Annotated in this window: 13 protein-coding genes; 3 read left to right on the top strand and 10 right to left on the bottom strand. The window is 62.4% G+C overall.

The genetic code is table 11. The features are described 5' to 3' along the window. The first annotated feature begins 185 nt into the window (after nucleotides 1-185). The gene (locus E3O62_RS17425; RefSeq protein ID WP_134417198.1) at nucleotides 186-404 is read left to right on the top strand and encodes a GMC oxidoreductase; all 219 of its coding nucleotides are present in this window, start codon (nucleotides 186-188) and stop codon (nucleotides 402-404) included. Here E3O62_RS17425 and E3O62_RS00265 read toward each other — a convergent pair. The 6 genes from E3O62_RS00265 to E3O62_RS00240 form a co-directional block, all read right to left on the bottom strand. Further along, nucleotides 344-1,486: a glutathione-independent formaldehyde dehydrogenase gene (locus E3O62_RS00265; protein WP_134397159.1), complete on the bottom strand. Its 1,143-nt coding sequence runs from the start codon at nucleotides 1,484-1,486 to the stop codon at nucleotides 344-346. The two genes, E3O62_RS17425 and E3O62_RS00265, sit on opposite strands and share 61 nt — an antisense overlap. Before the next feature lie 303 nt (nucleotides 1,487-1,789). Then, nucleotides 1,790-2,719: an aldose 1-epimerase family protein gene (locus E3O62_RS00260; protein ID WP_134397151.1), complete on the bottom strand. Its 930-nt coding sequence runs from the start codon at nucleotides 2,717-2,719 to the stop codon at nucleotides 1,790-1,792. Between the two features lie 46 nt (nucleotides 2,720-2,765). After that, complete coding sequence (locus tag E3O62_RS00255; RefSeq protein ID WP_134397150.1) at nucleotides 2,766-3,704, bottom strand: glycoside hydrolase family 43 protein; 939 nt, start codon at nucleotides 3,702-3,704, stop codon at nucleotides 2,766-2,768. Nucleotides 3,705-3,755: 51 nt separating this feature from the next. Beyond that, on the bottom strand, nucleotides 3,756-4,505 hold the full coding sequence (locus tag E3O62_RS00250) for a carbohydrate ABC transporter permease (RefSeq protein WP_134397149.1): 750 nt from the start codon (nucleotides 4,503-4,505) through the stop codon (nucleotides 3,756-3,758). Between the two features lie 125 nt (nucleotides 4,506-4,630). After that, the gene (locus tag E3O62_RS00245) at nucleotides 4,631-5,554 is read right to left on the bottom strand and encodes a carbohydrate ABC transporter permease (RefSeq protein WP_134395372.1); all 924 of its coding nucleotides are present in this window, start codon (nucleotides 5,552-5,554) and stop codon (nucleotides 4,631-4,633) included. 93 nt (nucleotides 5,555-5,647) lie between these two features. Then, complete coding sequence (locus E3O62_RS00240) at nucleotides 5,648-6,955, bottom strand: ABC transporter substrate-binding protein (RefSeq protein WP_134397148.1); 1,308 nt, start codon at nucleotides 6,953-6,955, stop codon at nucleotides 5,648-5,650. Nucleotides 6,956-7,180: 225 nt separating this feature from the next. Between E3O62_RS00240 and E3O62_RS00235 the strand changes: the two genes are divergently transcribed. Next, the gene (locus E3O62_RS00235) at nucleotides 7,181-8,230 is read left to right on the top strand and encodes a LacI family DNA-binding transcriptional regulator (protein ID WP_134397147.1); all 1,050 of its coding nucleotides are present in this window, start codon (nucleotides 7,181-7,183) and stop codon (nucleotides 8,228-8,230) included. Nucleotides 8,231-8,250: 20 nt separating this feature from the next. Beyond that, nucleotides 8,251-10,128, top strand: coding sequence for a glycoside hydrolase family 2 protein (locus E3O62_RS00230; protein WP_134397146.1), 1,878 nt, complete (start codon nucleotides 8,251-8,253; stop codon nucleotides 10,126-10,128). A 247-nt stretch (nucleotides 10,129-10,375) separates the two neighbouring features. On the opposite strand, the gene cls is transcribed toward E3O62_RS00230, so the two are convergent. The 4 genes from cls to lysS are packed head-to-tail and all read right to left on the bottom strand — an operon-like array spanning nucleotide 10,376 to nucleotide 13,742. After that, complete coding sequence (gene cls / locus E3O62_RS00225; RefSeq protein WP_134397145.1) at nucleotides 10,376-11,839, bottom strand: cardiolipin synthase; 1,464 nt, start codon at nucleotides 11,837-11,839, stop codon at nucleotides 10,376-10,378. Between the two features lie 6 nt (nucleotides 11,840-11,845). Continuing rightward, nucleotides 11,846-12,022 carry a hypothetical protein gene (locus E3O62_RS16430; protein WP_166784554.1) on the bottom strand — a complete coding sequence of 59 codons (177 nt, stop codon included), beginning with the start codon at nucleotides 12,020-12,022 and terminating at the stop codon, nucleotides 11,846-11,848. 45 nt (nucleotides 12,023-12,067) lie between these two features. Beyond that, the gene (locus tag E3O62_RS16425) at nucleotides 12,068-12,238 is read right to left on the bottom strand and encodes a hypothetical protein (protein WP_158252116.1); all 171 of its coding nucleotides are present in this window, start codon (nucleotides 12,236-12,238) and stop codon (nucleotides 12,068-12,070) included. A 7-nt stretch (nucleotides 12,239-12,245) separates the two neighbouring features. Further along, entirely contained in the window at nucleotides 12,246-13,742 is a 1,497-nt protein-coding gene (gene lysS / locus E3O62_RS00220) for a lysine--tRNA ligase (RefSeq protein ID WP_370448868.1), read from the bottom strand. Nucleotides 13,743-13,824 lie beyond the last annotated feature (82 nt).

The following is a 13,824-nucleotide window of genomic DNA, read 5'->3' as shown; positions in this document are numbered from 1 at the left end:
GTCACCTCGTCGTCGCTTGTCACCAGGCTGGGCCTGCCTGGGTCGAGGGACGAACACATCGCGCCCTTGGAGGGCAACTTCGACTCCCGGGTCGGTGAGGCGACGGAAAGCCGTGATCCCGTGATCCTGGGCACCGGCGGTCCGATGCCGGTCGGGCCCCTGCCCCGGGAAGTGCGGGCGCGCAAATCGACGGACGGCGTGTCGCAGACGCCTCGATTATGCCCTCGGCAGTGTCCGGCAACACGGATGCCACCGTCGTCGCCATCGCGGAACGTGCTACTGCCTCATCCCGGGTAGCCGTGCGACGGCGCACGCGCGGATACCCGACGAAGGATCGGTTGGCCTACTCGGGCTTGAGGATGACTTTGGTCCAACCGTCGGTGCGCTCGCCAAAGTTCTTGTAGGCATCCGCGGCCTTGCTGAGGGGGATCTCGTGGGAAACGATCCAGGATGGCTTGGCCTTGCCCGCGGCGATCAGGTCACGCAACTGCCGATTATACTTCTTCACCGGGCATTGTCCGCTGCCTATGCTTTGACCCTTGAGCCACTGCAGGCCATAGTCAATGGAAAGTTTGCCCTGCTTGGCATTATCGTCGACGCCGCCGGGATCTGCCGGAAGGAAGACACCGACGACGCCGATTCCCCCGGTGATGCGCACGGACTGGATCAGCCGATTCAGAGTCATGGCGGGATCTTCGGTGCCTTGGGGGTCGTGGGCCTGATAACCCACGCATTCACATCCCCGGTCCGCGCCAATACCCTTGGTTTGGTCCAAAACGAACTTAACCGGGTCCGTCTTCGAGTCATCAATGGCGATCGCACCGATCTGCTCGGCGAGGGCCAGCCGGTCAGGGCGTCGGTCTACAACCCAAACTTTACTCGCGCCCTTGATCGTGGCGGACAGGGCGGCCATCAGTCCGACTGGACCCGCACCGTAAATCACGACCGTGTCACCGGGGATCACGCCGGCCATCTCGGTAGCGTGGTAACCGGTAGGGAAAATGTCCGACAGCATCACGTAATCGTTTTGCTTTTCTACCGCGTCTTCACCCAGGCGCAGACAGTTGTTATCGCCGTAGGGCACACGCAGCATTTGGGCCTGTCCGCCGGGATACGGACCCATGCCAGCGAAGCCGTAGGCGGCGCCCGCGCCGACCGGGTTCGGTTGAGTGGTCATGCAGTAGTTCGTGAAACCGCGTTCGCAATTCTTGCAAAACCCGCAGGAAATATTGAATGGCAGCACGACCCGATCGCCGACCTTGACGGCGTCGACGCCGTTTCCGATCTCGATGACCTCACCCATGTTTTCGTGACCAAAGGTGCGCCCGACCTCGAAATCGGTGCGTCCCTCGTACATGTGCAAATCGGAACCGCAAATATTCGTCGCTGTGATGCGAACAAGAACGTCAGTGGGGCGTTCGATCTTGGCATCCGGAACGTCTTCAACGTTGACCGCGTTGGGGCCTTTATAGACGACTGCTTTCATTTCTTTCACTCCCTAAATTTTGACCGTGAAAGACGGAAGATCCGCCCTCACTTTCGGAGGTGCATTTACGGTGAATGTCCGGGCAGAGTCTCAGGCTGCGCGGAAAATGTGCATATCTCAGATCTATCACGATCGCACATGACCCGCCACTGCGTGGATGCGACTGAATTCGGGTTGCGCGTTGCCCCCTGTCAGCGCCAGGGGTGCCTCGTCGGCACCCCGAGGTAGGCACGTCAGGCGCTATCGTGCCGGTTTGGTCATTCGGCGACGCGAGTCGCGTCAATTCTGGAGCGGGCTGCAGAGCTAATCGATTGCACGAACCGTCCAGGAGGCGCGCGTTGAGCCGGATGGCTCAAGGACGTTCAGGTTCATTCCAGAGTTGAACGCATCCGGTGGACAGGTCATTGGTTCGACGGCGAGTCCGATTCTGTCGATCGAGGGTACTGGTTGATCAGCCGTATGCACTTGAACCCACGGGCATTCGAGACCCCAGATCATTTCCACTCCACTGCCCGCGGTCGTCGTCAATCGAAGTGTCGCCGTACCTTCATCGTCCCGGTCGAAGCCGGTGAATGCATGGTCGATGAAGGTGTCTTCGATAGTCCGCGGCGTGCGGAAGTCAAACACGGCAAGATCACCCGCATCGAGATCACAGAGGTGAAGGGGAATGAGGCGGTCAGGAGTCACGGTCAGGATTCGCTGGGCTGCGAGCTCCAGCGTCCAGTCGTTGACGCGGCCATCGCCGGCAACAAGGTACGGGTGCGGAGCGACGCCAAAAGGGGCGGCATTTGGACCGGCATTCACTGCCGTGACTGCCGTTCGAAGGCCACCGGCGTCAAGCGCAAAATCCACCTCCAGCGCCACCCGGTGGGGATATCCCGGCTGCGCTTCGACGGTTGCCGCGAGGACGAGCCGATCGGCCGCCTGCCTGACCACTGCGAAGTTCAACCAGGACGCGAGTCCGTGGAGTGCGTGGCCCCTCGACGGCTCGGTGATGCTGAGCTGTTGCTCGACGCCACCGAATGTGTACCTTCCATCCACGACTCGGTTCGGCCACGGTGCCAGGATGGCACCCCGGAAGAAAGGTCGCACCTGGTTGGCATCGAACGGCACGATGAGGTTCCGTCCGCGATATCGGAGCGATCGAACGCTCGCGCCGATGCTCGCGATCGCAGCGGTGTAGCCGTAAGCCTCGAGAACGAATTGGGTTCCCGACAGCGGAGTGAGTGACATGGGACACCAATCAGTGGAGATACAGGGAAGTTCACGCGCAATTGGGCTACTCGGGGATCAGGACCCGAGGAATGTCGGCGTCCCATTCGGTCTCCGCAACGTGAAGTGCGCGGTACGTGTAGTCCTTGTCCCATCCGTGGAAGACGAGATAGTCCTTACCATTCAGACCAAAGATCAGGTCTTGGCCACCAGGGCCGCGATATAACCCCCCGGACCCTTCGGTCGAGAGGATCGGACCCGTTTCCTTCGTCCACGGGCCATCGATTGAGGCAGCGGTTGCAGCACCGACCGCATATCGGTCGTCTCCGTGAGAGTTCGCGGAGTAGAGCATCAGGAGTCCTGTACCTCGGACCACGATGGTGGGCGCCTCGATAAGGTTGCCCTCCCAATCCTCGGTTTGCTTCAGGATCCTGATGGGATCGCCCGTGATGCTGAGCCCGTCGGGAGAGAGCGTGGCCGCCTGGATCCAGGTATCGAGGTCGCAACAGTTTCCGTCATTTTTCCAGACGAGGTACAGGACGTCGTCGATGAGCACGGTGCTTGCATCGATCGCGCCGCCTTCGTCTTCTGGACAGATGATCATGGCGTCGCTCTGAACGATGAACGGTCCGGCCGGGTTGCTGGCAGTGGCTACACCGATGCACTGCAGCGTTGGCGCAAAATTCGTCGCCGTGAAGTACATGACGAATGAATCATCGGTGAGTCTCGTCACCTCCGGCGCCCAGGTCTTTCCCGGAATGATCCAGCTTGGGAGATCCGGCAACGCGTCCGGTAACACCTCCCAATCGAGGAGATCGGTGGAGGAGGCGACCTGCACGTTGCGGTTGTTGTCGTTCGTGGCATACGCGAAGTACGTGCCGTCGACCTCCACCAGGTCGGGGTCTGCAAAATTCGTGTTGAGTACCGCAGCATCTGCTGCGGCGGGCGCCGAAAGTGCCGAGTGCTCCGGAGCCGCCGTGCAGCCACTCACCGCGAAGGCGGTCATGGCTCCAGCCACACACGCTACCGCTGCGCGGCGGGCAGAGGTCCACACGTGCTACCCCTTCACTCCGGAGCGAGAGACGCCCACGATGATGAAGCGCTGGAGGAAGATGAACAGCGCCAGCACGGGCACGCTCGCGACAACCGCGCCGGCCATCAAAAGGTCGTAGCGCACGGCATTTGCGGACTGAAGCGTGGACAGTCCAGCTGGCAGTGTTTGTATCTCCGGGCTGAACAAGACGTAGACGGGCCAGAGGAAGTCATTCCAGTTGCCGAGGAAGGCGAGCAGCGCGAGTGTCGCAAGTGCGGGTTTGGCGAGCGGTAGGACCACTTGCATGAAGATGACGAATCGGTTCGCCCCATCGAGCCGGGCGGCCTCCTCCAACTCGATCGGCAGGCCGACGAAGAACTGTCGCATGAAGAACACTCCGAATGCGGACGCCGCCGTGGGAATGATGATCGCGACGAGCGAGTTGAGCCACCCCAGTTCGCTCACGATGAGGTAGTTGGGAATCACCAGGATCACCGGCGGCACCAGCAATGTCGCGACGATGATGACGAAGACGAAATTCTTGCCGCGAAACTGCATTCGTGCGAGCGGATACGCCGCCAGTGACGCCGTGACGACGACGAGCGTCGCATTGAGGGCGGCTGCGACCATGCTGTTTGCGAACCATTGCAGCACCGGAGTCGCAGTACCGGGAGCGAGGATAGACGCGAAAGCTTGCACGGAAATCGGATTGGGAATCCACGTCGGTGGAATAGCCGTTGCGTCAGCCCGGGTCTTGAAGCTGGTCACGATCATGAAGATGATCGGGCTGATGAACGCGATTGCGATCGCGCCGAGAATGACGACCCGAGTGATTATGCCACTCCGTCGACGTGCACTGCGTGCACGGGAACCGGCACTGATCCTGGTCGTGAGAGCGTTCACGAGCGCACCTCCTTCTTGAGCTTCTTGGGCTGTTTCTCGCGAAAGATGTAGAAGACAAAGGCACTGATCGCCATGAGGAATACGGTCAGTACATAACTCATCGCTGCGGCGCTGCCCATCTGAAAGTTGCGCAGACCCGCGTCGGCGATCTGATAGATGGCCGTGCGCGTTTCACGTCCGGGGCCGCCCTGAGTCATCAGATAGGACTGGCCAAACATGTTGGCGGATGCCAGGAGGGTGATGATGGTGATGAACGAGAGGATGGGCTTGAGCCCGGGGATCGTCACGTGCAGGAACTGCATCCACGGTCCGGCCCCATCAACACGTGCGGCTTCGTAGAGTTCGATCGGGATGTCCTGAAGGCCGGCAAGGTAGATGACGGCGTTGAATCCGAGCGTCCACCAGACGGTCACTCCCACGAGCGCGACCCAGGCCGCGGGCGTCGTCGTTGTCCACGCGGTGTCATCCGGAAGTCCGAGGAGTCCCAAATAGTGGTTCACCAGCCCGATGTTGTTGTCGAGCAGGTATCGCCACAGCACCGAGATGACGGCGACGCCGAGTACGTAGGGGGCGAAGTAGATTGCTCGGAGAAAGTCACGTCCGGGAAACTTCTTGCTCATGAGTAGGGCGACGGCGAGCGGGACGATCAGGAGCAGTGGCACGCTGAGTACCGTGAAGATGCCGGTGGCCCGCATGGACCCCCAGAACGGACCGAAAACCGTCGATCCGGGTGAGAACAAGGCGACGTAGTTGTCGAGGCCGACAAAGGGTTTGTTCGGCAACGTGTAGTCCCAGGAATGAAGACTGATCCACACCCCTAGAACTGCGGGGAGGATGACGAAGCTGCTAAACAGAAGCAGGTAGGGGGCGAGGAACAGCCAGGGTGTGGCTATCCCCTGCTGCCGGGTGCCCGCTCGCATTCCACGATTTTTCTGCGACTCCGGGTCGGAAGCCGAGGGGCGGCGCGCCCTCCCCGTGGGGAGGACGCGTTCACCGACCTTCGTCGACATTGGTCAGTCCCCGAACGAGGCTTTGTTGTCGGCCATGAGTTTCGTCGCCGTTCCGGCGGCTTTTTTGAGCGCGTCACTCGGCGTCGTCGTTCCCTGAACCCCGTCGGCGACTGCGATTTCGAGGGTCTCGGCCTGCACCCCACCGATTCCGGGAATGGGCGGCAAGAAACGCATCGAATCGATCGTCGCCGCGATTGCTTCTTGCGGCAGGCCGTCGAGGGCGCCCGCATCGCGCACCGACTGACGGGCGGGGATCATGCCCGATCCTGCCCACTCGGCGGACTGCTCGCTCATCCAAGCGATGAACACCTTCGACGCGTTGACCTTGTTCTGGTCCGCGTTTGCCTGGCGGGGGAGGAAGAAGTTATGGGAGTTGGCCCAGACGGCATCTGTGTCACCAATTGTGGGGACCGGGGCGACCGCGTAAGGCAGACCGGACTCGGCGAGATCGTTGATCTGCCAGATGCCGTCCCAGGTGATCGAGGTTTCACCATTCTTGAAGGCGACGTACTGAGAGTCGATGGCGACGTCACTCGGGCTGTAACCGTCGTCCACGATGGAGCGCTGCCACTCCAGTGCCTTTACCCCGGCTGCTGAATCAAACGTTGCCCCGTCGTCACCATAGGGTTCACCGTCGTTCTGCCACAGCACGGAGAGGTTCATGAGGTGGCTCGGCCACCGCGTCGGCATCCAGAATGGAGTTTCGTACCCAGCTGCTTTGAGCTTGTCGAGCGCATCCTGGAAGGAAGCCGCGTCGGTCGGGGCCTCTTCGATCCCAGCGGCGGCGAAATGTTCGGTGTTGTAGTACATGGCCAGGGAATGCACATCGAGCGGAATGCCGTATCGGGCGTCCTTGTAGACGCCGGCATTCCAGACTTCGTCGGTGAAGTCGTCTGACGTCAGACCCAGGTCCTCGGTGAGATCGTCGATCGGTACGATGACGTTTCGCGCGGCATTCGACGCGAGCTGGTCCAGGTGCATCACGCCGACGTCGGGACCCTCGCCGGCGGTCACCGCTGCGGGCAGTCGCTGGTAGAAGTCTGTCCACTGCATCGTGTTCGAGACGACCTTGATGTTGTCATGCTCAGCATTGAAGTCGGACACCATCTTCTCCATGAACGGACCGTCCCCGCCGGTGAAGCCGTTCCAATAGGACAGCTCCACCTCAGGTCCGGTGTATTCACCGGTGAAAGGCTCACTCGCCGCCTGCCCGGTTCCGCCCGCAGAGCATCCGGCCAGTACCAGCATGAGTGCGGCACCGAGGGCAGTGGCCCCAATCATTCGCCGCCCCAGGAAGTCTTTCTGCTTCATGATCGTTCGTCCTCCTCATCGAAAACATCGCTCCGCGACCCATGCGCGAAGCGGGCCGCCCATTCCCCGCACCAATCGGAGCGGCAGACGAACGCCTTCCGTCAATGTACAGCGCTGGAAAGATATTTGTCTAGTCTGCGAGGATTCGCGACAAAAGCCGTTTCCAGCGCCTGGCCACAGTCGCCTTAGGATGGACCGGACCGGACTGGACAGGACAGGACAAACATGGCAAGGGTTCGACTCATAGACGTCGCGGAGCTCGCGGGCGTGTCCATGAAGACCGTCTCAAACGTCGTTCACAACTATCCTCACGTGGCCCCGGCGCTCCGCGAGAAGGTGCAAGCGGCAATTGACCAGCTCGGCTACCGACCCAACCTTACGGCGCGGCGTCTGGCTACCGGAAGAACCGGAATGATCGCCCTGGCGATCCCCGAAATCGACCATCCGTACTTTTCGGAACTCTCCCGTCATATTGCCGAAGAAGCAACTCGTCGAGGATACCGAGTCATTATCGAGCAGACCTTGAGCGATCCCATCGCGGAACGGGCGGTACTCAGCGATCGAGAGGCTGGGCTGGTCGACGGCGTAATCTTTCACCCCGTCCGCATGGAATCGCTCGACATTGCGAAGCTCGATCCTGGCACTCCGCTGGTCTTGCTCGGCGAGGCGGCCATGCCTGTCATGACGGACCACGTGATGATCGACAACGTCTCGGCCGCTCTCGATGCCACGCGGCACCTCTTAGCGAGAGGATGTCGACGCGTCGCTTTTCTCGGTGTCATAGCGGCGGACATCACTGGTTCGACGAATCAGCGCCTTCTCGGCTACCAACAGGGTCTTCTGGAGGCTGGGGTCCAACTGGATCCTGAGTTGGTATTCACGGCGTTGGAATTCACGGCTGAAGCAGGCCTTCGTGCGGTTGCCGAGGCGATTGAGCGCGGGGTGCGTTTTGACGGCGTGGTCTGCCGCGACGACCGGTTTGCGATCGGAGCATTGAAAGCCCTCCATAATTCCGGGCGATCGGTACCCGCAGATGTGGCCGTGGTCGGTTGGGACAACACCTTCTTGGCCGCGTACACGTCCCCGACACTCACCTCCGTGGCGCCGAGGAAGACCGCTATCGCCGCGGCTGCTTTCGATCTCCTCGAGGAACGAATCGCTGGATACCGGGGGGTTGGCCGCCACAGGATCGTGGGGCATTCACTCGAAGTGCGCGAGAGCGCTCCATCCACTCCTCGCCGCCTCGACCAAAACTTGGACTTTACAGCGCTGTAATTTGTCGGCATGATTGCGGTATGTCGCGTTCTCTCCCGCTTTCTGCCAGTGCCCAGGGTGGCGTGTATCCCCGCCCGCAACTTGTCCGCCCGAATTGGCACGATCTCGCCGGCGAGTGGGCATTCGATCACGACGATCACGACATCGGCAGACGTGAGAAGTGGTTCGCAAACCCTGCACACCTTGGCCGGGTCATCACTGTTCCGTTTCCACCTGAGTCGGAGATGTCGGGAATCGCCGAGCCGGGCTTCCATCCCGTTGTCTGGTATTCCCGCATCATCAGCCCCGAAGACGTGGCCGCGAGCGGCCTGTCCCGCGCACGTGACCGAGTGGTGTTGCATTTTGGGGCGGTCGACTACCGCGCCTCTGTGTGGATCGATGGCCAGTTCATCGGGTCTCACGAGGGCGGCCAGACGCCGTTCTCCTTTGATATCACCGAAGCGCTGTCGCCCCAAGAGGACTGCGTGCTCGTGGTTCGTGCCGAGGACGACCCCCACGACGTAGCTCAGCCGCGGGGCAAACAGGATTGGCTCGAGGATACGCACGTCATTTGGTACCACCGCACCACGGGGATCTGGCAACCGGTCTGGCTCGAGTCTGTGCCGGATCAGCGCATCACGGCACTGCGTTGGATTCCGAACGTGCCGGCTGGGGACGTCGCGATCGAGGTGGACCTGACACGGCGCCCGGCGGCGAGCGTTACTGTTCAGGTGGAACTGTCCATCGCGGGCGGAATTCTCGCCCGGCAGTCTTTCATGACCGTTGAGCCGCGATCACAGGCAACCATTCAAATTTCTCGGCAGGCGAACGGTCAGGCCTATGAAGCTCTCCTCTGGTCACCGGAAAACCCGCGACTGATTGACGCGCATGTCTCGATCATTGCTGACGACGGAAGCATTCTCGACGAGTCCTTCTCCTATTTCGGGCTTCGTAGCGTCGGTGTCGCGGGCGGCAGGTTCCTGCTCAATGACCGGCCGTACTTCGTACGATCGGTGCTGGAGCAGGGCTACTGGCCGCAGTCGCACCTCGCTGCGCCCTCGGCCGAAGCTCTGCGAGCCGAAGTGGAACTCATCAAGGCCCTGGGGTTCAACGCCGCGAGAATCCATGAAAAGGTCGAGGACCCCCGATTCCTCTATTGGGCGGACCGGCTCGGCTTGCTGATTTGGGGTGAAATGGGCAGCACCTACGAGTTCTCTTCGGAGGCAGTATCGCGAGTCACCCGCGAATGGACCGAAGTAGTGCGCCGCGACCGATCGCATCCGTCCATCGTCACCTGGGTTCCCCTCAACGAGAGTTGGGGTGTTCAACATATCGCACACGACGACGCCCAGTTGAGCTTCGCCCAGTCGCTCTACCACCTGACTCGAGCGCTCGATCCGAGCCGCCCGGTCATCTCCAATGACGGCTGGGAACACGCCATATCCGACATCCTCACAATCCACGACTATGCCGGCACGGCCGAGCAGCTCGATGCCAATTACAAGGACATCGACGCCATCCGATCCCTCGTTGCGGGTATGGGGCCGGCAGGCCGTCGTCTGCAGCTCATCCCCCGCGAGGTCGATGGCCAGTCGATCATGGTCACTGAATTCGGCGGGGTCAGCTTCGCGCCCGACGCCGCTGATGACTCGTGGGGCTACACGACAGCGACGAGCTATGAGGACTTCGAAAATCGTGTATCAGGCCTCGTCGGGAGCCTTCGGGACAACCCGATCCTCTCGGGCTTTTGTTACACCCAGCTGACGGACACGATGCAGGAGACCAACGGTCTGACCGACGCGAACCGGAAGCCCAAACTGCCGATCGCCGTGATCCGCAGCATTGTATCCGGGGAGATCGCGCCCCTTCCCCGGGCGGCGGGGGTCGCTGCGTCGAGCCTGCACTCGGCCACCGGCTGAGGACGACTGAGACCGGCTCCACGAACTCGGCCTTAGTGATTGCACGCAAGGTATTGAGATCGGGCGTGGCGTTGTGTCTCGGCTCGAGCTTCAGCGAGTCCGGCGACGGCCGCACAGTCAGCCGTGGCGATGATGTCCAGCAGGAACCCGGAGACGGCGCGTTCGGACCTCGCGAGAGAGAGCCTCCACGACCACCGCCGACCTGGGTGGATCGAGGTGCCGGGGCTCGGAGCCGAGCCGCACGCCGCTACTGCACCGCGGAGGTCAGCCGGGCGAGATTGTCGAGCACCGTGGAGCGCAGCGGCTGCTTCATCCATTCCTCCAGGGTGAGTTCACGGCTGTCCTCCCGGTAGCCGTCCTCCACCGCCCTCAACTGCTGCACGAAGGAGCGTCCGCGCACCATCATCGATACCTCGAAGTTGAGGCTGAACGATCGCATGTCCATGTTGCTCGACCCGATCACGGCCACCTCGTCGTCGATCGTGAAATGCTTGGCGTGCAGCACGTAGGGAGCCTTGTACAGGTAGATCTTCACGCCCGCCCGAAGCAGCTCCTCATAGTAGGAGCGCTGCGCGTGGTAGACGAGGGCCTGGTCGCCGACCTCGGAAACGAACAGCTCCACCCGCAGCCCGCGCTGAGTGGCCGTCGTGATGGCGTACATGATCGACTCGTCCGGAACGAAGTACGGGCTCGTGATGATGATGCGCTCCTGGGCATAGTAGAGCAGCGCGAGGAACAGGCGCAGGTTGTTCTCGCCCTCGAACCCGGGTCCGCTCGGCACGATCTGGCAGTCGAGGGAGTGCGGCACGACCTCGGTCTGCACCGGCTGGATGTCCCGGGTGAGCAGGTCATCGGTCTCGCTGTACCAGTCGGTGATGAAAATCGCGTTGAGACCCGACACGATCGGCCCCTCGACCCGCGTCATCAGGTCTTTCCACTTCAGGCCGCGACGGATGTTTCCCGGCACGTTGTACGTGCGGTCGATGACGTTCTGCGACCCCATGTAACCGACCAGGCCGTCGATGACGAGAACCTTGCGGTGGTTGCGCAGGTCCGGCCGCTGCCACTTTCCCTTGAGCGGTTGCAGCGGCAACAGGAGCTCCCACTTCACGCCGGATTCCGTGAGCCGGCGCAGCGTCCGACGGTAGCCGGGCTTGCGCATCGACTGGATATGATCCATCAACACGCGCACGGTGACACCCCGCTTGACGGCACTCTCGAGGGCGTCGAAGAACGATGCGGTGGTCGGATCCAGCGAGAGGATGTAGAACTCGACGTGCACGAATTTGCGGGCCCTGTCGATGTCGGTCACCATCTCCGCGAACGTGCCCTCATAGTCGCCGAGTAGCCGCGCCTCATTTCCGCCGACCAGCGGCATCGACCCCAAGTTGCGGTTGAGTTCGACGACCGACTCGAGCCACTGTGGCCAGGGGTGGTCGCGACGCACCTGATCGATGCCTTCGGTGCTGTCGAGGATGAACTGGTTGATCTCCTCCTGCATCTCCAGCCGCTTTTTCGGCAGGGTCCGGTAGCCGATGAGTAGAAAAAGGAGGGCGCCGATGTACGGCAGGAAGAAGATCGTGAGCAGCCACGCCATGCCCGATGTCGGCCGACGGTTGCGAGGAACGACGACGATTGCTACCACGCGAATGGAGAAATCGACCACCAGGGCGATCACGAGGATGATGGTCGAGATGTCGATGCCGAACATTCGGTGCTAGGTAACCGGTTTATCGAGCCCGAGCTTGGCGCGCTCTTCCGCCTCGATCCGGGCGTAGACCTTACGCTCCGTGCGGTCTGCCCGCACGATGGAACGCATCACGATCCAAAAGATCAGCCCGACGGCGACGGTGGGCAGGAGCGCCCAGAAAGCGCTGACCCAGAAGTTGTCCATGATGTCTCCAACGATACGGGAAAACGGCGGGCGGGCGCGCGGCGTTTACGTGTTCAGCAGCCCTGCGATACCGGTGCCGATTGCGTAGATCCCGGTTCCTGCGACGCCGACCCAGATCGAGATTTCGAGCAGGGACGGACGACGACGGACGCGCGGGATCGGTTGGCCGGGCACCGGCTCGCCGGGCACAGGCTCGCGAGGCGGCTTCGACCTCATCGGATGATCATTTCACCAGCGGGAACAGGATGGTTTCCCGAATTCCCAGCCCGGACAGCGCCATCAGCAAACGGTCGATGCCCATGCCCATGCCGCCGGTGGGCGGCATCCCGTGTTCGAGGGCCCGCAGGAATTCCTCGTCGAGGCGCATGGCCTCGGGGTCGCCGCCGGCGGCGAGGCGCGCCTGTTCGACGAAGCGCTCACGCTGCACGACCGGGTCGACGAGCTCGGAGTAGCCGGTGGCCAGCTCGAAGCCGCGCACGTACAGGTCCCACTTCTCGACCACCCCGGCAACACTCCGGTGGCCGCGCACGAGCGGGCTGGTGTCGATCGGGAAGTCCATAACGAACGTGGGGCGGGTCAAGCCGCCTTTCACGAAATGCTCCCACAGCTCCTCGACGTACTTGCCGTGGATGGGGTGGTCGATATCGAGCCCCTCCGTGTCGGCGAGCACCTTCAAGTCGGCGAGCGGGGTGGCCGGCGAGATCGCGTAGCCGACGGCCGCGGACAGGCTGTCGTACATGCCGATGCGGTCCCAGTCGCCGCCCAGGTCGAATTCGGTGCCGTCGGCCCAGGTCACCACGTGCGAGCCGGCGATGGCGAACGCGGCATCCTGAATCAGTTTCTGGGTGAGGTCGGCGATCGAGTTGTAGTCGCCGTAAGCCTCGTAGGCCTCCAGCATCGCGAACTCCGGCGAGTGGGTGGAGTCGGCGCCCTCGTTGCGGAAGTTGCGGTTGATCTCGTAGACCCGGTCGATGCCGCCGACCACGGCGCGCTTGAGGAACAGCTCCGGCGCGATCCGCAGGTAGAGGTCGGTGTCGAACGCGTTGCTGTGGGTCGTGAACGGGCGAGCGGATGCGCCACCGTGCATGACCTGCAGCATCGGCGTCTCAATCTCGATGAAGCCCCGCTCCGTGAAGGTGTGGCGCAGGCTAGCGACGGTCTGCGAGCGCTGGATCACGCTGCGGCGGGCCTGCTCGCGAATGATCAAATCGAGGTACCGGCTGCGCACGCGGGTCTCCTCGCTGAGCGCGGTGTGCAGGTTCGGCAGTGGCAGCAGCGCCTTGGCGGCGACCTTCCACTCCGACGCCATGACGGAGAGCTCGCCGCGGCGGGAGGAGATGACCTCGCCGGAGACGAAGAGGTGGTCGCCGAGGTCGACGAGGTCTTTCCAATCGGCGAGGGATTCCTCACCCACCGCCCCCAGGGAGATCATGGCCTGGATGCGGCTGCCGTCCCCGGACTGCAGGCTGGCGAAGCAGAGCTTGCCGGTGTTGCGCAGGTGCACGACGCGGCCGGCGAGGCCGACGGTAACGCCGGTGATGGCATCCGCTTCGAGGTCGCCGAACTGCGCGCGCACGGCGGGGATCGTGTCGGTGACGGGCACGGACACCGGGTAGGCGCCGCCGGCGGGACTGGTCGCGGCGGCGTTCAACCGGTCACGCTTGGCCAGGCGCACGACCTTCTGCTCGTTGGTCTCGGCCTCCGCCGCTGCGGCGGCCATGATTTCGGCCTCGGTCGGTGCTGGGTTCTGCTCGCTCATGCGGTTCTCCGTGGCAGGTGGCGGCCGGGCGATGCCCGGCGCT

Origin of the sequence: Cryobacterium sp. TMT2-15-1 (genome assembly GCF_004402345.1) — a bacterium.
Classification (GTDB): domain Bacteria; phylum Actinomycetota; class Actinomycetes; order Actinomycetales; family Microbacteriaceae; genus Cryobacterium; species Cryobacterium sandaracinum.
The sequence above is the reverse complement of the archived record's forward strand: the minus strand, read 5'-3'. Positions and strand labels throughout refer to the sequence as shown.